Genomic DNA, 18,060 nt, shown 5'->3' with positions numbered 1-18,060 from the left:
CCTTACTTGGCAGCGTTCTGCATGGAGGTTTCGGCAGCGGCTACAACAGCCTCGGTGGTGATGCCGAACTCGGAGTACAGCTTCTTGTAATCGGCGGAAGCGCCGAAGTGATCCAGCGAAATGATTTCGCCGTGCGCGCCGACCAGCTCGCGCCAGCCCTGGGCCACGCCGGCTTCAACCGAAACGCGGGCGGTGATGGCTGCCGGCAGGACCTCTTCGCGGTAGGCCGCGTCCTGCTTGGCGAACCATTCCAGCGACGGCAGCGAAACGACGCGGGCCGCGACGTTCTTGGCAGCCAGGGCTTCGCGGGCCTCGATAGCCAGCTCGACCTCGGAGCCGGTGGCCAGCAAGATGACATCCGGAGTGGTCTCCGCGCCATCGCGCACAGCCTCGGCGAGGATGTAGCCGCCCTTCAGCGTGCCTTCGGCGCCGCGGAAGCCGGTGGCCGCGCGGTCGTAGATTGGCAGGTTCTGGCGGGAGAGGACGATGCCCGAAGGGGTGTCGGTCAGCTCGAGGATGCCGCGCCATGCGTAGGCGACTTCGTTGGCATCCGCTGGGCGGACGACGTCGAAGTTGGGGATGATGCGCAGCGAAGCGAGCTGCTCCACTGGCTGGTGGGTCGGGCCGTCTTCGCCCAGGCCGATGGAGTCGTGGGTCCACACGAAGATCGAGGGGACACCCATCAGCGCGGCCAAGCGGATCGCCGGACGCTGGTAGTCCGAGAAGATCAGGAAGGTTCCGGAGAATGCACGGGTCGGGCTGGAGAGCACGATGCCGTTCACGATCGAGGCGGCGGCGTGCTCGCGGATGCCGAAGTGCAGCACGCGGCCGTACGGGCTGGCGGACCAGGAATCGGTGGAGCGGCGCTCGGGAGCGAAGGACTTCGCGGTCTCGATGGTGGTGTTGTTCGAACCGGCGAGGTCGGCAGAGCCGCCCCAGAGTTCTGGCAATTCATCGGCGATCGCGTTGATGACCTTGCCCGACGCGGCGCGGGTAGCCATGGTGGAGCCTGGCTCGAAGGTCGGGATCTTCTCGGTCCAGCCCTCTGGCAATTCGCCAGCCTGCAGGCGCTCAAGCAGGGCGGCTTCTTCCGGATTGGCGGACTTCCAGGCCTCGAAGGTCTCGTTCCACGAGGCGTGCAGCTGCGCACCGCGGGTTACGACCTCGCGGGCGTGAGCCAGTACATCGTCCTCGATCTGGAAGTTCTTCTCGGGGTCGAAGCCCAGGATCGTCTTCAGGCCGGCAACTTCGTCGGTACCCAGCTTCGAGCCGTGGATGCCGCCGGTGTTCTGCTTGGTCGGCGATGGCCAGCCGATGATGGTGCGCAGGCTGATGATCGATGGGCGGGAGGTCTCGGCTTTCGCGGCGCGCACAGCAGCATCCAGTGCGGCCATGTCCTCGACGTATTCTCCGGTGACGGTCCAGTCCACGCGCTGGGTGTGCCAGCCGTAGGACTCGTAGCGGCCCAGCACGTCTTCGGTGAAGGCGATGTCGGTGTCGTTCTCGATGGAGATCTTGTTGTCATCGTAGATCACAACAAGGTTGCCCAGTTCCTGGTGGCCGGCCAGCGAGGAGGCCTCGGAGGTGACGCCTTCCTGCAGGTCGCCATCGGAAGCGATGACATAGACAGTGTGGTCGAACGGGCTGGTCCCTGCCTCGGCAGCTGGATCCAGCAGGCCGCGCATGCGGCGCTGGGAGTAGGCGAAACCAACGGCGGAAGCCAGGCCCTGGCCCAGCGGACCGGTGGTGATCTCAACGCCGGCGGTGTGGCCGAACTCGGGGTGGCCCGGGGTCTTGGCGCCCCAGGTGCGCAGCGCTTCGATGTCTTCCATCTCCAGGCCGTAGCCCGAGAGGAACAGCTGCAGGTACAGGGTCAGCGAGGTGTGGCCCGGGGAAAGCACGAAACGGTCGCGGCCGATCCAGTTCGGATCCTTCGGATCGTGGCGCAGGTGCTTCTGGAAAATCAAGTAGGCGGCCGGAGCCAAGCTCATTGCGGTACCGGGGTGGCCATTGCCAACCTTTTCGACGGCGTCGGCTGCCAGGACACGGGTGGTGTCGATGGCCTTACGGTCCAACTCGGTCAGTGAGAATTCTTCAACTAAGGATTCAGTCGCCACAGCGGCGTTCCTTCCATTCAGGCTTGGACGGGAGATATCTCCCGCTGACACGCAATACGCCGTCGCCTCCTGATTCCTCCGGCTGTGCTTTATTCAGAGGAATGCAGGTCGCGACGGCGCAATCTGAGTCAACTCTATCGCGAAAAGGCGTATTGGGGCGTTGGATTTAGCAAGATGACACAGAATTATTCGGTTTGCGCAGAAGGTGGACTTGATACGGCTATTCATGCCATGGCGTGAGCGAATTGCTCAGGCATTCTGCGCATTCGTGCGCAGGTGGCAGCCGGGGGATATGGGTGGCCGGGCACTTCTGCCAGCCGGTGCACGGCAACCAGCTAACGTTACAAGGAATAAGATTTGTTCAACTAGCGGCCATCAGTTGCCATCTTTGTTCATTTGGGAGCAGGGTGCGGGAGACCACGCGCGATCTGCCGAAAGGCTGTTGGGCATTTGGAACCGGATGAGTTCTCCCGCCGCGCGGGGTTGTTCCATCGAAGGCTCCCGGCTTGTCGACTTTGACGTGCTGCAACGCTTCGTGGGAAACGCTGGTTGGGGCGGGGGCCACCTGCGGAAGATCGGCTTGAGGAGCAGAATCCGATGGGAGCGCGAGGCCGCAAAGGTGCATGGCTAGCCACCGGGCAGGTGATTGTAGCGTCTTGAATTGAGCCAAATCACCATTTTTCAACTGTGATCCTCTCCGTGGGGAGTTTCAATCAATTTCTATCCAGCGTAGAATGGCAGTGTCTGTCTTGTACCCGTGAAGAACTGAGTGCGTTTAATTGAAGACTCAAAGTGTCGCCGCAGCATCAGTGCCCCGCGCATCGCGTCAGCCTGATGAGAATGCCGGCGATTTTCTGAAACGCAAGGCCAATGCCTACGTGGCGTTGACGAAGCCTCGCGTAATCGAGTTGCTGCTAGTGAGCACCCTTCCGACCATGATCTTTGCTGAACGGGGTTTCCCCTCCGTCTGGCTCATGATCTCCACCCTTGTTGGTGGAGCTATGGCCGCAGGTGCTTCTGGTGCATTCAACTGCTATATCGATCGCGATATGGATAAGTTGATGAAGCGTACCAAGGGGCGCCCTTTGGTCACTGGGGACCTCACACCGAGGGAAGCGCTGGTCTTCTCTTGGGTATTGGCGATAGCCTCGCTGGTGGTTCTCTGGGTTGGCACCAATCCGCTGACGACCGCCTTGGGCCTGGCTGCAATCCTCCTCTACGTCGTGTTCTACACTTTGATCCTCAAGCGCCGTACCGCCCAGAACATTGTCTGGGGAGGCATCGCCGGCTGCATGCCTGTGCTGATCGCTTGGGCCGCAGTGACCAACACTATTGAATGGCCAGCGATCATCCTGTTCCTGGTGATCTTCCTCTGGACCCCGCCGCATTACTGGCCGCTGTCCATGAAGTATGCGGATGACTACAACGCGGCTTCAGTGCCTATGCTGGGCGCGATCGCTAACGCTCGCCGCGTTTCGGTACAGGTTGTGCTCTACGCTTGGGCCACTGTCGTTTGCTCGATGCTGCTGGTCCCACTGGGTAGCGCAGGAATCGTTTACACCGCAATCGCTGGCGGCGCGGGCATTTGGTTCGTCTACGAATCGCACGTGCTCTACCGCGAAGCGCAGAGCGACCATAAGCCGGCTGAGATCAACCGCAAGGCCATGAAGGTCTTCCATATCTCCATCACCTACTTGTCGATCGTATTCCTGGCCTTGGCCATTGACCCGTTCGTGGGTAGCCCGCTGTTCGGCTAGGTTCAACGCCGCAGCTGAGCGCCGGTTAGCGCCCTTCCTGGAATCCAAATGAAGTTGGATTCCAGGAAGGGCGCTTTTCTGCGTTCGGGCGTAGTCGCCCTTCACATCGGCCAATGCATGCGCACCAAGCGTTTAGGCAGAAATTACTCTCATCGGGGGAGATAAGACTAGATCTTGCTATGCAAGTCTTGCTACGCAAGGTATGGTTATCGCATGTCGGATCAACGCGAGAAAATCGCCACGAATATACGCAAGGGCGTCCTTGAGTACTGTGTGCTGGCTTCGTTAGCCAGCGGAGATAAATACGGGTTGGAGCTGGCAGAAGAGCTCACCGCGCGGAAGCTTACCGCCGGCGAGGGGAGCCTGTATCCGTTGCTGGCGCGCATGAAAGCCACTGGGCTGGTAGAAACCTACTGGGAAGAAAGCGCGTCGGGACGCAAGCGGAAGTACTACACCATTACCGTGCACGGGCATCTGATGGTTGGCGAGTTCCGCGGGGTATGGGAAGCAATTTCAATGCAAGTCACCGATCTACTTGGAGAGCAACATGGCATCGACAGCTGAGCAGTACAGTGCGGAAGCGTATTTGCGGGAATTGGGGAAGCTCCTGCGCGGTGCTCCAAGGGATATGGGCTTAGAGCTTCTGGAGGATGTGGCGCAGCATATCGAGGATGGCCGAGCCCTGGGCAGGGATGATGACAAGATCCTCGCCGCGCTAGGCAGTCCTGAAGCTGTTGCAGCCCCTCTGTTGGCCGAGTACGCGGCTCCGCAGGAGCGGGCCACCCTACGCAGGAATAGCTTGGTGCTCGGTGCGGTGGCACTGGTCCTCGGTGTCCTTGTCTCCATCATCGACACGACTCTGGCAGATACCCTGGGTGACCTGATTTTTGGCGCTTCTGTGCCGGAAGCTGAGGGCAGTAGCTATGACTCGATATATGAGCAAGGCGCATTGCAACTGCTGATCTTCGCAATATTCGGACTTGGCGTAGCGGCCACCGCGGTCATGAAGGGAAAAGCGGCACGAATCTACGGCTACGCGGCGGCCTTGTGCATGACAGCGCTCGTTGCCGGATTCATTACCAGCAGTGGAATCTTCTATATCCCGTCAATGGTCGCAGCATGGATGCTTGTCGGAATCATCGGGCGTTCTTCCAAATCGGTGAATCGAGAACCGCGTTCGAAATTGATCCGCATCATTGGTGGCACTGCTCTGCTATTGCCAGTCGTGCTCCTGGGAGCCGCATCGTTCACGAGTATCGAGCCGAACGTCGCCGTATACGCATACCTTGCCCTGGGCTTGGCCTGCGGCATCGGGTTCTTGTCCAATTCCCGGATTGCTCTATGGGCTACCTGCGCTTGCGGTGCTGCCCTCCTTGCGGTTTCCGTCGTGGATCAAGGGCTGCTGCTTGCCGCATTCTGGCTAGCCGGAACAGTCTATTTCTTCTTTGGACTTTATGGTTTGATGTGGTTCACGCGCCGTGGAACGGCCGGGGGACAGCGTTAAGCAACTGGGGGTTGACCTGCACATCGAGTGCAGGGCAACCCCAGTCATTTACTCAGGATTCTAGGAATCGTTGCGCTGGTATTCCGGAAGGATGGCAGCCCGATCCCAGACGTTTGCGGAGGCGGCAAGCAGCAAGCTCGCGCCGAGCATGTGGGAGAGTACCAGGGCGACTGGCAGCCCATTGAAATGCTGGATGTAGCCAATTGCTGCCTGGATCGCAATTGCCGCGACAAGCCACCAGATGGCGATGCGAAGCTGGGTGTTTCCGCCCTGCTTGTAGGCCAGGATCAGCACCACGATGGTTGCGGCAACGAGCAAGTACACCGGAGCAGTATGCATGCGGGTTACCAGCAGCGGATCGAACAGGTGGCGCGGGGCGTCGGCATCGCCTGCATGCGGTCCGGTGCCGGTCACGATAGTTCCGAATGCCACTGCGAGCAGGGAGAAGATCCATGCGGCGAAGGAGAGCTGGCGGATCGACTTGCTGCTCTGATCGAACTTGCGGTTCTTCAGTTCCTTGGCGGTGCGGTTCACCTGGAATGTTGCCATGATGACTAGTGCGCCGGAAATCAGGAAGTGCACCGAAACGACCCAAGCGTTCAGTCCGGTCCACACGGTGATGGCTCCGATGAGTGCCTGCAACGCGATGCCGGCGAGCAAGCCGATGGACAGCTTGAACAGGGTGCGGTGGGTAGGGCGCATCTTCCAGATGGAGATCAGGAACGCGACTGCGATGACCAGCAGGACAAAGGTCAGCAGGCGGTTGCCGAACTCGATGATTCCATGGATGCCCATTTCCGGGACAGGGGTCATCGAACCGGGAACGCAATTGGGCCAGTGGGAGCAGCCGAGGCCCGAATTCGTCAAGCGTACGGCTCCACCGGTGACGATAATGCCAATCTGCGAGATCAGGGACGCGATCGCGAGACCATGCACGAGGCGAGTGACCTTCGTGGGCAGTTTATCGGCCCAGCTCTGGGTGGCTTGGGCTGAAGACATTGAAATCTCCCTTTTCGGAATTTGGGTGGTGGTCAGCTCCATTTGAACAGTTTGATGGCTGCAAAGGAGCCAACTGCTGACCAAAGGATCAAGAAGATGAGGCCAGCAATGCTGAACTGGCCGTGGATCAGGGCATCGCGCATGGCATCGCCCAGCGCTGCCGATGGCAGCGCATTCAGGGTTGGCTGGGCCCAATCAGGGGCCATGCTCAAGGGGTAGAGGACACCGCCGGCACCGGCCAGCAGGATCCAGGCAAGGTTGGTGATCGCCAACGTCGCTTCAGGGCGGACTGTGCCGGCAATCAGCAGGCCCAGTGCGGTAAACGCGGCTGCGCCCAAGAGCAGGAAGAGTATAGCCGGAGCAATGCCCCAGGGGTTCGGATGCCAGTCCAGGAACAACAAGGAGACAGAGCAGATTAAGACGACCTGGATCAGCAGGACCGACAGCACGGCAATGACCTTGCCGAAAATCAGTCCGGTTTTCCCCAGCGGCGTAGTGGAGAACATGGTCAGCACGCCATAGCGGCGGTCAAATCCGGTGCCAATTCCCTGCCCGGTGAAAGCTGTTGAAATGACGCACAAGGCCAAGACGCCAGGAACGGCGGCATCAATGCTGCGGTCTGCGACATCCTTGACCAGATCGGTCAGGGTAAGTACGAAGAGCGCAATGAGCGGCATGACAACAGCGAGAATGAGCTGTTCGCCATTGCTGAGCATCTGGATGGATTCGTATTTGCCCTGGTTCAGGATTCGGCGCAGTGGCGAGACAGCATTGGAGCGTGCCTGTATTTGGCTCATGCCCTTCCCTCCTTCTGTGCGATTTCAAGGAAAACGTCTTCGAGGCTTCGTGACTGCAAGTTGAGCTCGGTTGGCAAGATGCCCTCCTGGAGCCACCAATGGGTTAGCCAGTTCAAATGTTCGGGGGAGTTGACCCCGTCGAGCCGGTATTGGCCGGCTCCGGTCTCCTCCAGATGCAATCCTGCCGGTGGTTCAGGTAGGCGCAGCCCTGCCGGGGCGGAGAAGGACACCGGGCGGGTGTCCTGGTCTTCGGCAGCGCGGGCCGTCAGCTCGGCCACGGTGCCTTGCGCCACGGTACAGCCCTTGTCGATGATGTAGACGTAGTCGCTGAGGCGTTGCGCGTCATCCATGAGGTGGGTGGTGAGGATGATGGCCTTTCCTGCATCGCGAAGTTCGGCAATGAGGTCGAAGACTACCTGGCGGGACTGCGGATCCAGCCCAGCACTTGGTTCATCGAGGAAGAGCACTTCCGGATCTCCGGCCAGCGCCAGGGCCAAGGCGACGCGCTGCTTCTGGCCACCAGAGAGACGGCGGATCGTGCGGGTGCCAAACGATTCGAGATCCAACCGTGTGATCAACGCATCAATATCAATGGGCTTCTGATAGAGGGAAGCGACGTGCCTCAAGAGTGGAACCGGGCGCATTGAGGGTGGCAGCCCTCCGTCTTGGAGCATGACTCCGACGCGGGAACGCAATTCGGGATTGTCGCCGAAGGGGTTTTGGCCCAGGAGTTCGACAGTTCCGCCTTCGGGCTGAAGCAGCCCCTGGGCACAAGCGAGGGTCGTGGATTTGCCGGCTCCGTTAGCTCCTAAAAGCGTGGTGACCTGACCCGGATAAGCTTTTAGGGACACCGACTCCAGGACTCGCAACATGCGATTGTCCAAGGCGGGGACTGGACCTAAATCTTTAGCCAGCTCGTTGATGACAAGGCTGGGAGTTACAGAAGACACTGAAACATTCTACGACATGTCGAACTGGCTGAGCTGAGTGTTTTGTCACCAACCCTCGAGTTCCGTTGAGGTGGGCGGGACAATGGAAGTGTCAGAGGTTCGATTCAAGTAACGCACTAGTCGGGCAAGCATGTCCTTAGTAAGTCCTTCCTTACTAGACCTAGAGCAAAAATTTACGCATGATTGTGTTGTGTATTCATCAAATTCAGAATCAGCTAGTGGCTCCACTGCCGCGACAGTTGGCGCAGTTGGGGATACCGAGGAGCGTACGCGCGACCGCGTCCTGTACGCAGTACTCGAGGACGGGCCGGTCAGTGCTGCCGAGCTTGGAAGCAAGCTGGGCTTCACGCCTGCTGCGGTCCGCCGTCACCTCGACGCGCTCTCAAAATCGGGACTCGTAGAGGTGAAACTGGTAGCCAACCAGAAAACCGGTGCTGGACGTCCGTCGCGTCGCTACGTGCTTTCGCACCGCGGGCAGACGAAGTTGGGCAACGATTACCTGGAGATTGCTTCCGACGCATTGAAGATGCTCGGCGATGCGGCCGGAGAGGACGCGATTCGCAAGTTTGCGCGTAACCGCTTCGCATCAATGGAAGACCGATACGCCAAGGCGCTGGTCGGCGTTGAAGGGTTGGAAGCACGAGCCGAGGTGCTGGGCAATTTGCTCAGTGCAGATGGATTCGTGGGATACACCCGAAAAGTGGATACCAAAGTGGCAACTGCCCTGATGCATAGCGTGCAGCTATGCCAGGGACACTGCCCGATACAAGACTTGGCACGAGAGTTTCCAGTGTTTTGCGACATGGAAACGGAAATGTTCGCCCGCTTGCTAGGCGTCGACGTCCGACGACTGTCGACCTTGGCCGGTGGAGGACACGTGTGCACGACCCACATCCCTGTGGGGCGTGAAAAGGCGCCAATGCGCGCTGAGAAAAGAACTCGAATTCAGTTCACGAAGCAGGAGAGGCCGCGATGACGGATCAGATTGCACAGGAGTCTGCCGACCCGGGTGTAATTTCCGAAATTCTGGAGAAGAACCCCGAACTCCACGGAATCGGCAATTACGAATACGGCTGGTCAGACAAGAACGACGCGGGTGCAAATGCGCGCCGTGGCGTCGACAAGGACGTAGTGGCGAATATTTCCGCCCTGAAGTCCGAGCCAGAATGGATGCTGGAGCGTCGCCAGAAGGCGCTGAAGTACTTCGATCGCAAGCCAATGCCTACCTGGGGTCCAGACCTCTCGGGTATTGATTTCGACAACATCAAGTACTTCGTGCGTTCCACCGAGAAGCAGGCGACCTCCTGGGAAGAACTTCCCGAAGACATCAAGAACACCTACGACAAGTTGGGTATTCCAGAGGCTGAAAAGCAGCGTCTGGTGTCTGGCGTTGCCGCACAGTACGAGTCCGAGGTTGTCTACCACCAGCTGCGTGAAGACCTTGAAGCCCAGGGCGTCATCTTCCTTGACACCGACACTGGACTGAAGGAACACCCGGAGATCTTCCAGGAGTACTTCGGCTCGGTCATTCCAGCGGGCGACAACAAGTTCGCTTCGCTGAACACTGCCGTGTGGTCCGGCGGCTCGTTCGTGTACGTCCCGAAGGGCGTCCACGTGGAGATCCCGCTGCAGGCTTACTTCCGCATCAACACGGAAAACATGGGCCAGTTCGAACGCACCCTGATCATCGCTGATGAGGGCTCCTACGTTCACTACATCGAGGGTTGCACCGCACCGATCTACCAGTCGGATTCGCTGCACTCTGCCGTTGTGGAAATCATCGTGAAGAAGGACGCCCGCGTTCGCTACACCACGATCCAGAACTGGTCGAACAACGTCTACAACCTGGTGACCAAGCGTGCCGTCTGTGAAGAAGGCGCCACCATGGAATGGGTCGATGGCAACATCGGCTCGAAGGTCACCATGAAGTACCCAGCCGTTTACCTCGTTGGCGAACGCGCCAAGGGTGAGACCCTGTCCATCGCCTTCGCCGGCGAGGGCCAGCACCAGGACACCGGATCCAAGATGGTCCACATCGCTCCGAACACCTCCTCGGCCATTGTGGCCAAGTCGGTTGCTCGTAACGGTGGCCGCTCGGCTTACCGCGGCCTGGTCCAGGTCCAGGAAGGCGCCAAGGGCACCAAGAACTCGGTGGTCTGCGACGCGTTGCTGGTCGACCAGATCTCGCGTTCGGATACCTACCCGTACATCGATGTCCGCGAGGACGACGTAACCATGGGCCACGAGGCGACCGTCTCGCGCGTTTCCGAAGAGCAGCTGTTCTACCTGATGTCCCGCGGCATGGCCGAGGACGAGGCCATGGCAATGATCGTGCGCGGCTTCGTTGAGCCAATCGCACGCGAGCTGCCTATGGAGTACGCGCTGGAACTGAACCGCCTTATTGAACTTCAGATGGAAGGATCGGTCGGCTAAGAATGTCGGAGACCACCACCCATATCCCAGCAGAGAAGGCGCGCATCGGCGCACCATCGATTCCTGGTTTCACCGAAGAGGGCGAAGACCTTTCGCCGATCAACGACAACGACAGCTCGCCGCTGGCCGGTGCCTCCACCAAGGCGCACAGCCACGGCGGCGGAGTTGGAGTTCCCGATTCATCGCGTGCCGGTCGACTGACCAGCACCAACGTAGATGACTTCGCCAAGCTGACCGGTCGTGAAGAGGACTGGCGCTTCACCCCGCTCAAGCGCCTGAAGGGCCTGCACAGCGATGACCTCACCGGCGCGGCTCCGAAGATAGAGCTCGCCGGCAACGGAATCGCCAAGCTGTCGGTTGTTCCGGCTGGCGACGCGCTGAACGGTGTTGCGCATACCCCGGATGACCGCGTGTCGGCCAACGCTTGGAAGTTCGCTTCCGAGACCCACGTTGTGACGATCCCGAAGAACGCCGAAGGTGCCAACGCAACCCTGCGCATCACCGGCGAGTCGCTGGCAGCGGCGGCTCAGCACCTCATCGTTGTTGCCGAGGAAAATTCCGAGGCTACTGTTGTGCTGGACCACGTTGGTTCGGCAGTGCTGGCACAGAACGTCGAGTTCGACGTCCAGGCCAACGCCCGCCTGACCGTGATCTCCCTGCAGGTTTGGGACGATGACGCCGTTCACGCTTCCTCGCAGCAGGCGCTGGTAGCTGCTGGCGCTTCGTTCAAGCACATTGTTGTTTCCTTCGGCGGCGACCTGGTTCGCGTGAACCCATCGGCTCGCTTCACCGGCGAACGCGCTGAGATCGAGCTCTACGGCTTGTACTTCGCAGATGCCGGCCAGCACCTGGAGCACCGCTTGTTCGTTGACCACGCTGTGGCCAACTGCAAGTCGAACGTGCTGTACAAGGGTGCGCTGCAGGGCAAGGATGCACACACCGTGTGGGTTGGCGATGTGCTGATCCAGAAGGCTGCTGTGGGTACCGACTCCTACGAAGCCAACCGCAACCTGGTTCTGACCGATGGCGCCCGCGCTGATTCGGTTCCGAACCTTGAAATCGAAACCGGTCTGATCGATGGTGCTGGCCACGCATCGACCACCGGCCGCTTCGACGATGAGCACCTCTTCTACCTGATGGCTCGCGGCATCGATGAAAAGACCGCACGCCGCTTGGTAGTTCGCGGATTCCTGAACGAAATCGTTCAGCAGATCGGCGATGAGGCTCTGCAGGAGCGACTGACCGACACCATCGAAGAAGAATTGGCTGCTACCGAGAACTAGGTAGTGCTCGCTTCACCAGCTTTTTAGCCTTAGCGCTTTTTAGAAAGAAACGGAACGACGTATGTCTACTCTGGAAATCAAGGACCTGCACGTCTCGATTGACACCGAGCAGGGCGAGAAGGAAATTCTCAAGGGTGTAACCCTGACCATCAAGACCGGCGAAACCCACGCAATCATGGGCCCTAACGGCTCGGGCAAGTCGACCTTGGCTTCGACCATCGCTGGCCACCCGCGCTACAACGTCACCTCCGGCTCCATCACCCTCGATGGTGAAGATGTCCTGGAGATGAGCGTCGACGAGCGCGCCAAGGCTGGCCTGTTCCTGGCTATGCAGTACCCGGTAGAGGTACCAGGCGTAACCATGACCAACTTCCTGCGTACCGCCAAGACCGCCATCGACGGCGAAGCTCCAAAGCTGCGTACTTGGACCAAGGACGTCAAGGAAGCTATGAGCAAGCTGAAGATCGATGCCGACTTCGCTGGCCGTAACGTCAACGAAGGCTTCTCCGGCGGCGAGAAGAAGCGCGTCGAGATCCTGCAGCTGGAACTGTTCAAGCCCAAGTTCGCAGTACTGGACGAGACCGACTCCGGCCTGGACGTCGACGCTCTGAAGGTTGTCTCCGAGGGCGTTAACCGCGCACAGGACGAGAACGAAATGGGCACCCTGCTCATCACCCACTACACCCGCATCCTGCGCTACATCAAGCCAGAATTCGTGCACGTGTTCGTGGATGGCCGAGTTGCAGAACAGGGCGGCCCGGAACTGGCTGACCGTCTGGAAGAAGAAGGCTACGACCGTTACCTGAACGTCAAGGCCTAAGGTTACAGTCATGAGCGAATCGACCGAACAGAGCACGGGAGCCGCTACGACTCCTCTGGAAGACGTTGAGGAAGCGCTCAAGGACGTCATTGACCCTGAACTGGGTGTCAATATTGTCGACCTGGGTTTGCTGTACGGCCTGAAGTACGCGGATGACGGCGTACTCTTGCTGGACCTCACGCTGACAACCGCCGCTTGCCCGCTCACCGATATTATCGAAGAGCAGGTCGGCCAGGCGCTGGAGAGCGTTGTGGACGACCACCGTTTGAACTGGGTCTGGATGCCGCCTTGGGGTCCAGAACGAATCACCGATGACGGTCGCGATCAGATGCGAGCCCTGGGCTTCAACATCTAATTTAGGCTGTTTCAACCAGAACCGCTTGCTCCCTACGGGGGGGTGAGCGGTTCTGTTCATTAACGCCCGAGGGGCCTGCATTCCTTCTGGTATTTCGTGGACGAGCCGACGGCGAAAGGGGTCCCGGGGGCTGAATCGGGGAGCAGCGCATGTCCGAAGCTGCAAATGTGGTGCACATGAGAGCGCAACGCGGTTGATCGCAGAAATCGACGAAGCACATAGGGACGTGAATGACCTCGAGCTGGGAGTCAACATTGTTGGCCTGGGCCTGCTTTACGCACTGCGTATCGACGACAATTCAGTCCTGTAAATCTACCTGACGTTGACGACGCCCGCCTGCCCGCTGACCGATCTACGCGAAGCGCAGATTGATGAAGTGCTGAAGAACCGTGTCGACGGCCGGAATCAGATGCAGGCCTTGGGGTTCAACATCTAGGCCAATGCCCCAAGGGCTCAATGCGGTACTGACTCGAAAGCAACCGCGCTTCCGGTGCCACCCGCGGCGGCCATGAGCGCGATCGCCCTTTGCCCAGGTATCCGAGCCTGATTGGCCTGCCAGAACAGCCGAGTCGCAAGAATCGCGCCGCTGGCACCGTAGGGGTGTCCCAATGCCAGGGCGCCGCCATCCTGGTTCACCTTCACCTCGGTGATCCCTAGTTCATCGAGGCATGCCAGGGCCTGGACCGCAAAGGCTTCGTTGAACTCGATCAATGGAGTGCTGGAAGCAGCAGCGGATGGCAGCAGGCCGATGAGCTTGCGGTACGCCGGTACCGCCGCCATGCCGAGAATGCCGGGATCGCAAGCACCTGAAGCAGAAGCAAGGTAGCGCATTGCGAAGGTTGGGTTCAGTCTCTGACGCATTTGTTCGCTCACCAAGATTACCGCGGCTGCGCCATCGTTAATCGGGCAGGAGTTTCCCGCAGTCACGGTGCCACCGGGTACGAATGCCGGCTTGAGCGCAGCGAGCTTGCGAAGTGTCAGTCCGGGCCTGGGGCAGGTGTCGGCCGCTACTTGCCCGTTGCTTGTATCCACGGTGACAAGCTCGCGATCAAAGAGTCCAGCCGCTTGAGCGCGCAGCGCACGCTGGTGGCTCTGCAAAGCGAAAGAATCTTGCCGCTCTTGTGCAATGCCGTAGGACTGGGCAATATTCTCCGCAGCTTCGCCCATTTCGGGGTCCGGGTCTCGCTCTGGAGTGAATCGGGCACGCGAGTAGAGACGCGGAGGCTGGATTACGGAGGTTTGCTTTTCAACCCGCCATGGCGCGGTACTCACCGACTCCACGCCACCGGCCACCACGACATGCGCTTCACCGCAACGTATCATCCGCGCAGCGGCGGCAATTGCGTCCAGTCCACTGGCGCATTGGGCATCGATGCTGGTCGCGCTGACGGTATTGGGCAGCACCGACGCCAAAGCAGACACTCGCGCTATATTTCCGCCCGGTCCCGCCGCATTGCCGGCAAATACGTGGTCCACATCCGCAGGGGAGATACCGCTTCGATCTATTAGCGCGTTGATCACCCGAGCCAGCAATTGGTCTGCGGTAATGCGGGAATACTCCTTGCCTGCTCTGACGATGGGCGTGCGTGCCGCGTTGATAATGAAGGCGTCATTCATCTGAGCCAGTCGCTCCGTTCAATGTCCAGATCCTGGAAGTCCAAAGCCGAGGCATTCAATTTTCCGCTGAAGGTCTCGGGCCACGATCGCAAGTAAATGATTTGGTGCGGGATCTTGTACTGGGGCAAATGCTTCTGCAGGCCGGTGAGAAGCGCGGAGGGATTGCGGTGTGGCGAAACCGTGAAGGCCAGCAACCTGGCTGGTGCGCTCGATGCATCGATCCGCACTACGGCATTGGCCAGCCCCTCGGCATTAAGCGCTGCGCCCACTTCGCCCGGGTGGATATTGTTTCCGTTGAGATTCATCATCCCGTCGTTGCGACGGGACAGGACGATGCGATTTGAACCCAGGAGCTTCGCCTGATCACCAATGCCAATCGCTGTGCCGCACCGAGCGATGACAGCGTCCGAGCTCAGGTCGTACCTCTTGGCGTTGAACGGGCTATCGATATAGAGCGAGCCAAAGCCTGAACCCGGCGTTGCCTCATGGGTGTGAGCCTGCACCCCGGGAAACAGCTGGCCGTCGAAATAGGGAGTTGGCGGCTGGTTGGCCAGCCGCTCGCGATACGCGATGAGGCTGTGCTCGCTGCTCCCGAAATATTCAACGCAGCGCGCCGAGGGAGCCATCTGGTGAAGAGTTTGAATGGTCTCCTGGTCCAGGGATTCCCCTCCGCTGATGACCAATCGCAGGCTGGAGAACAGTGCCGGGTCATCCAGGGCCAGCACCTTGCCAAGAATTGTCGGTACGCTGACGATACGGGAGCAGCTGACGCGCGCCAGCAATGATGCAACGCCCTTTTGATCCCATTTTCCGGAAGCCACGAAGGTGCCGCCAGCATGCAGGGACTCGACCATCGCGTAGAGGCCCAGACCGTGGGATATGGGACTCGGGCAAAGAGTGGAATCATCTGGCGAAGCGCCCAAGATCGTGGCGCCGGCACTCAGGGACGCTTCCCACGATGCAGCACTCCGGAGCACAGGCTTGGGACGCGATGAGCTTCCAGAAGTGCAAATGATCAGCAGGTCTTCAGCGCAATGAGTCTTGGTCGCGGGCGCAATGTATTCACCGGACACGGATGGCTCGGGCGGCAAGGCGAATCTTGGGACGCCGGGCAAAGGCCGCGGAACCGTCGATTCAAGCACAAAATCGCATTGAAGAGCGGCTGCCATGGAAGTGGCCAGATTTCCGGGCCAAGCAGGGTCAATCACCACCAATGTCTTGCCACTGCGCGCGATCGCATAAAAAGCGATGGCCATCTCAATCGGATCGCTGGTGTGCACAGCGATCCGATTGCCTGGAACGGATTCTAGCCGCTTGGCCAGAGCACCGCTTCTGCTGGCCAACTGCGCATAAGTCAGCCGGCTTTCAACCGTGAGCAGGGCAAGATGATCCGGTCGTTGATTGGCCCACCTTGCCAGTGCCTGCCACAGTTCCATCGAGCTACTTCATCAACCCGCGGTAGCTACGGTGCACGGTCAGGGCCACCAGGGTGGCGACTACGGCTTTGAGGACGTCCCCCGGCAGGAATCCGAGAGACCCCAGCAAGGATGTGCCCAGAGCAAGCCCGGTAACAGCAGCGGTCCACGGAACGCCAAACAGATAGATGACGACGATTCCGCCAAGGAGAGCCGAGGCCAGTCCGGACGTGAATCGGGCGACCTTGTTTTCGTAGCGCAGAACCCAGTATTTGAAGAGGGCTCCAATAACGAGTGACCCGAAAATCCATCCAATGAGATATCCGCCGGTCGGCCCGAACAGGACTCCAAGCCCACCACGCCCACCAGCCAACAAGGGCAGCCCTGCCAAAGACAGGACTACGACAACCAATGAGGCCAACGAACCTCGCCAAGGTCCCAATAAGGCGCCGGCCAGCATGACACCCAGGGTTTGCAGGGTAATGGGTACCGGGATGATCCCCAATGTAATAGGGGGGAGGAGCCCCATGGCCGCGATCATGGCGGCAAAGACTGCGACGTATACCGTATTGCGAGTTTGCGAAGTTGAGTCGGTGCGAGTTGGCATTGTGTTTCCTTGGAAGTGCGAGCGAGATGGAAGTAGATGACGCGCTTAGCGTCGGTACGGTGCTGAATCGTAGCCGCGGGCGTCTAACGCTTCGGCTGTCTCGTCAGCGATTTTTAGTGATCTGATAACTAATGGGACACTCACGGCCAACGGATTGTTGCCCAGACCCCGAGCATGCTGGGCTTCGCGGACTTCGAGGTATACCTTTTTCAACTCCGGAATGAACCGTATTGTCATGGACAATCCCAATGCGATTTGCGCTGGATTAGATCCAAGGAATCGTAATGGAGAGGCAACCTGTTGGAAGAGCTCGAGCATCGCGTCAAAGCTTGTGGTGAGGCTGACGGCGTAGGCCATCAGGCACATGGTCAGCAGCCGCAGGACCGAGACCACGGCGTTGGCCCAATCGGTTTGCAGGCCGAGAAGAATGAAGACGATGCCGAGAATCATGGCCAATGAGAACAGCGGCATGCGCAGCTGCTTGAGGTCGACCCTAGCCGAAAGCAGCAGTATCGCACTGAGAATGAACAGGGGCAGCAAGACCTGCCACGAGCTAATCAAGTAAAGCCCGATGCTCAGAACCAGCAATGTCCCGAATTTCCATCCCGGCTTAACACGCGCTAGATACGAAGTATTCTTGGACGCGATCATGCGTGGCTCCATTGGCGGTAATGGGCGATTGCTTCGTCCGGTCGGCCATCGAATGCGATAGCTGCGTCGGTGACCACGAGAACGCGGTCGAAATCTTCAAGTATTTCCAAATCGTGCGTCACCACAATTGCACGTTGCGCCAGCTTGGCAATTTCGCGTTGGAAAGCAAGTCGATTGCGCAGATCCAGCATCGTAGTGGGTTCATCGAAAACAATGGTTCGTGGCCGCATGGCAAGGACGGAAGCGAGTGCGACCATTTGCTGCTCGCCGCCGGAAAGAGTGTGGCTTTCGCGATCTGCCAGATGCGAGATGTTGAGCTCTGCCAGTGTCTCATGGACGCGCAATTGGCGCTCTGCTTTGGGAATTTGCAAATTCTTCAGTCCGAACGCAATGTCTTCAGAGACCAGCGGCATGATGATTTGATTTGCTGGATTCTGGAAGACAAAACCAACATCGCGGCGGATCTGCTTTGCATGATTCCGAGTGTTCAGGTCGCCAACGTGCACGGATCCTTCAGTAGGCAAAACGAGGCCATTGATGAGCCGGGAGAGCGTACTCTTCCCGGCACCGTTTGCCCCGATAATGCCGATGCGCTGTTCGTTGAGAGTCAAGCGCACATCTTTGAGGACATCGCGTTCTTCAAAGCGGACAGTGACGTTCTCAAATCGAATTGGGGGTAGTTCCACGGGTGCTCCAGCGCAAGGTTCGTAGCTTGAACGGCGGGCTCCATGATCGGGCAGCCATTCATGCTTGCG

At 59.2% G+C, this 18,060-nt stretch carries 17 protein-coding genes and 1 pseudogene; 9 read left to right on the top strand and 9 right to left on the bottom strand.

Annotated features, from left to right (window positions below; translation table 11 throughout):
- Window positions 1–2 precede the first annotated feature (2 nt).
- Window positions 3–2,117 carry a transketolase gene (gene tkt, locus AAZQ98_RS07165; protein WP_402471023.1) on the bottom strand — a complete coding sequence of 705 codons (2,115 nt, stop codon included), beginning with the start codon at window positions 2,115–2,117 and terminating at the stop codon, window positions 3–5.
- A gap of 809 nt (window positions 2,118–2,926) precedes the next feature.
- Here tkt and AAZQ98_RS07160 point away from each other — a divergent pair.
- The 3 genes from AAZQ98_RS07160 to AAZQ98_RS07150 all read left to right on the top strand — a co-directional run bounded on the left by AAZQ98_RS07160 (window position 2,927) and on the right by AAZQ98_RS07150 (window position 5,378).
- The gene (locus AAZQ98_RS07160) at window positions 2,927–3,874 is read left to right on the top strand and encodes a heme o synthase (RefSeq protein WP_105656652.1); all 948 of its coding nucleotides are present in this window, start codon (window positions 2,927–2,929) and stop codon (window positions 3,872–3,874) included.
- A 213-nt stretch (window positions 3,875–4,087) separates the two neighbouring features.
- Window positions 4,088–4,438 carry a PadR family transcriptional regulator gene (locus AAZQ98_RS07155; RefSeq protein WP_434690946.1) on the top strand — a complete coding sequence of 117 codons (351 nt, stop codon included), beginning with the start codon at window positions 4,088–4,090 and terminating at the stop codon, window positions 4,436–4,438.
- Window positions 4,422–5,378, top strand: a complete 957-nt coding sequence (locus AAZQ98_RS07150) for a DUF1700 domain-containing protein (protein WP_434690944.1) — start codon at window positions 4,422–4,424, stop codon at window positions 5,376–5,378. Before AAZQ98_RS07155 ends, AAZQ98_RS07150 begins: the two co-directional genes overlap by 17 nt.
- Window positions 5,379–5,438: 60 nt before the next feature.
- On the opposite strand, the gene AAZQ98_RS07145 is transcribed toward AAZQ98_RS07150, so the two are convergent.
- Genes AAZQ98_RS07145 through AAZQ98_RS07135 form a run of 3 tightly spaced genes read right to left on the bottom strand, consistent with a single transcriptional unit; the run spans window position 5,439 to window position 8,124 of the window.
- Window positions 5,439–6,377 carry a COX15/CtaA family protein gene (locus AAZQ98_RS07145; RefSeq protein WP_434690941.1) on the bottom strand — a complete coding sequence of 313 codons (939 nt, stop codon included), beginning with the start codon at window positions 6,375–6,377 and terminating at the stop codon, window positions 5,439–5,441.
- A gap of 32 nt (window positions 6,378–6,409) precedes the next feature.
- Window positions 6,410–7,174 (bottom strand): ABC transporter permease, encoded by a 765-nt coding sequence (locus AAZQ98_RS07140; protein ID WP_434690939.1) that lies wholly within the window; start codon window positions 7,172–7,174, stop codon window positions 6,410–6,412.
- Complete coding sequence (locus AAZQ98_RS07135) at window positions 7,171–8,124, bottom strand: ABC transporter ATP-binding protein (protein WP_133834196.1); 954 nt, start codon at window positions 8,122–8,124, stop codon at window positions 7,171–7,173. Before AAZQ98_RS07135 ends, AAZQ98_RS07140 begins: the two co-directional genes overlap by 4 nt.
- Window positions 8,125–8,314: 190 nt before the next feature.
- Between AAZQ98_RS07135 and AAZQ98_RS07130 the strand changes: the two genes are divergently transcribed.
- The 6 genes and pseudogenes from AAZQ98_RS07130 (at window position 8,315) to AAZQ98_RS07105 (ending at window position 13,451) form a co-directional block, all read left to right on the top strand.
- Window positions 8,315–9,100, top strand: a complete 786-nt coding sequence (locus AAZQ98_RS07130; RefSeq protein ID WP_105656647.1) for a helix-turn-helix transcriptional regulator — start codon at window positions 8,315–8,317, stop codon at window positions 9,098–9,100.
- Entirely contained in the window at window positions 9,097–10,557 is a 1,461-nt protein-coding gene (gene sufB, locus AAZQ98_RS07125) for a Fe-S cluster assembly protein SufB (RefSeq protein ID WP_133834195.1), read from the top strand. Before AAZQ98_RS07130 ends, sufB begins: the two co-directional genes overlap by 4 nt.
- A gap of 2 nt (window positions 10,558–10,559) precedes the next feature.
- On the top strand, window positions 10,560–11,840 hold the full coding sequence (gene sufD, locus AAZQ98_RS07120) for a Fe-S cluster assembly protein SufD (RefSeq protein WP_434690935.1): 1,281 nt from the start codon (window positions 10,560–10,562) through the stop codon (window positions 11,838–11,840).
- A gap of 61 nt (window positions 11,841–11,901) precedes the next feature.
- Complete coding sequence (gene sufC / locus AAZQ98_RS07115) at window positions 11,902–12,660, top strand: Fe-S cluster assembly ATPase SufC (RefSeq protein WP_105656644.1); 759 nt, start codon at window positions 11,902–11,904, stop codon at window positions 12,658–12,660.
- A 10-nt stretch (window positions 12,661–12,670) separates the two neighbouring features.
- On the top strand, window positions 12,671–13,015 hold the full coding sequence (locus AAZQ98_RS07110) for a metal-sulfur cluster assembly factor (RefSeq protein WP_133834193.1): 345 nt from the start codon (window positions 12,671–12,673) through the stop codon (window positions 13,013–13,015).
- A gap of 193 nt (window positions 13,016–13,208) precedes the next feature.
- Window positions 13,209–13,451 (top strand): annotated as a pseudogene (locus tag AAZQ98_RS07105) (metal-sulfur cluster assembly factor).
- Window positions 13,452–13,468: 17 nt separating this feature from the next.
- Here AAZQ98_RS07105 and AAZQ98_RS07100 read toward each other — a convergent pair.
- From AAZQ98_RS07100 to AAZQ98_RS07080, 5 genes are read right to left on the bottom strand one after another with little or no spacing between them, the layout of a single operon-like run.
- Window positions 13,469–14,632 carry a thiolase family protein gene (locus AAZQ98_RS07100; protein WP_434690931.1) on the bottom strand — a complete coding sequence of 388 codons (1,164 nt, stop codon included), beginning with the start codon at window positions 14,630–14,632 and terminating at the stop codon, window positions 13,469–13,471.
- Window positions 14,629–16,068: a class I adenylate-forming enzyme family protein gene (locus AAZQ98_RS07095; protein WP_434690928.1), complete on the bottom strand. Its 1,440-nt coding sequence runs from the start codon at window positions 16,066–16,068 to the stop codon at window positions 14,629–14,631. Before AAZQ98_RS07095 ends, AAZQ98_RS07100 begins: the two co-directional genes overlap by 4 nt.
- A 4-nt stretch (window positions 16,069–16,072) precedes the next feature.
- The gene (locus tag AAZQ98_RS07090; protein WP_434690925.1) at window positions 16,073–16,654 is read right to left on the bottom strand and encodes a biotin transporter BioY; all 582 of its coding nucleotides are present in this window, start codon (window positions 16,652–16,654) and stop codon (window positions 16,073–16,075) included.
- Between the two features lie 45 nt (window positions 16,655–16,699).
- Window positions 16,700–17,305, bottom strand: coding sequence for an energy-coupling factor transporter transmembrane component T family protein (locus AAZQ98_RS07085; protein WP_434690923.1), 606 nt, complete (start codon window positions 17,303–17,305; stop codon window positions 16,700–16,702).
- On the bottom strand, window positions 17,302–17,991 hold the full coding sequence (locus tag AAZQ98_RS07080) for an energy-coupling factor ABC transporter ATP-binding protein (RefSeq protein ID WP_434690920.1): 690 nt from the start codon (window positions 17,989–17,991) through the stop codon (window positions 17,302–17,304). The genes AAZQ98_RS07085 and AAZQ98_RS07080 overlap by 4 nt, the downstream gene beginning before the upstream one ends.
- Window positions 17,992–18,060 lie beyond the last annotated feature (69 nt).

Source organism: Glutamicibacter sp. Je.9.36, assembly GCF_051129975.1.
GTDB lineage: Bacteria > Actinomycetota > Actinomycetes > Actinomycetales > Micrococcaceae > Glutamicibacter.
This window is presented reverse-complemented; position numbering and strand designations above follow the sequence as displayed.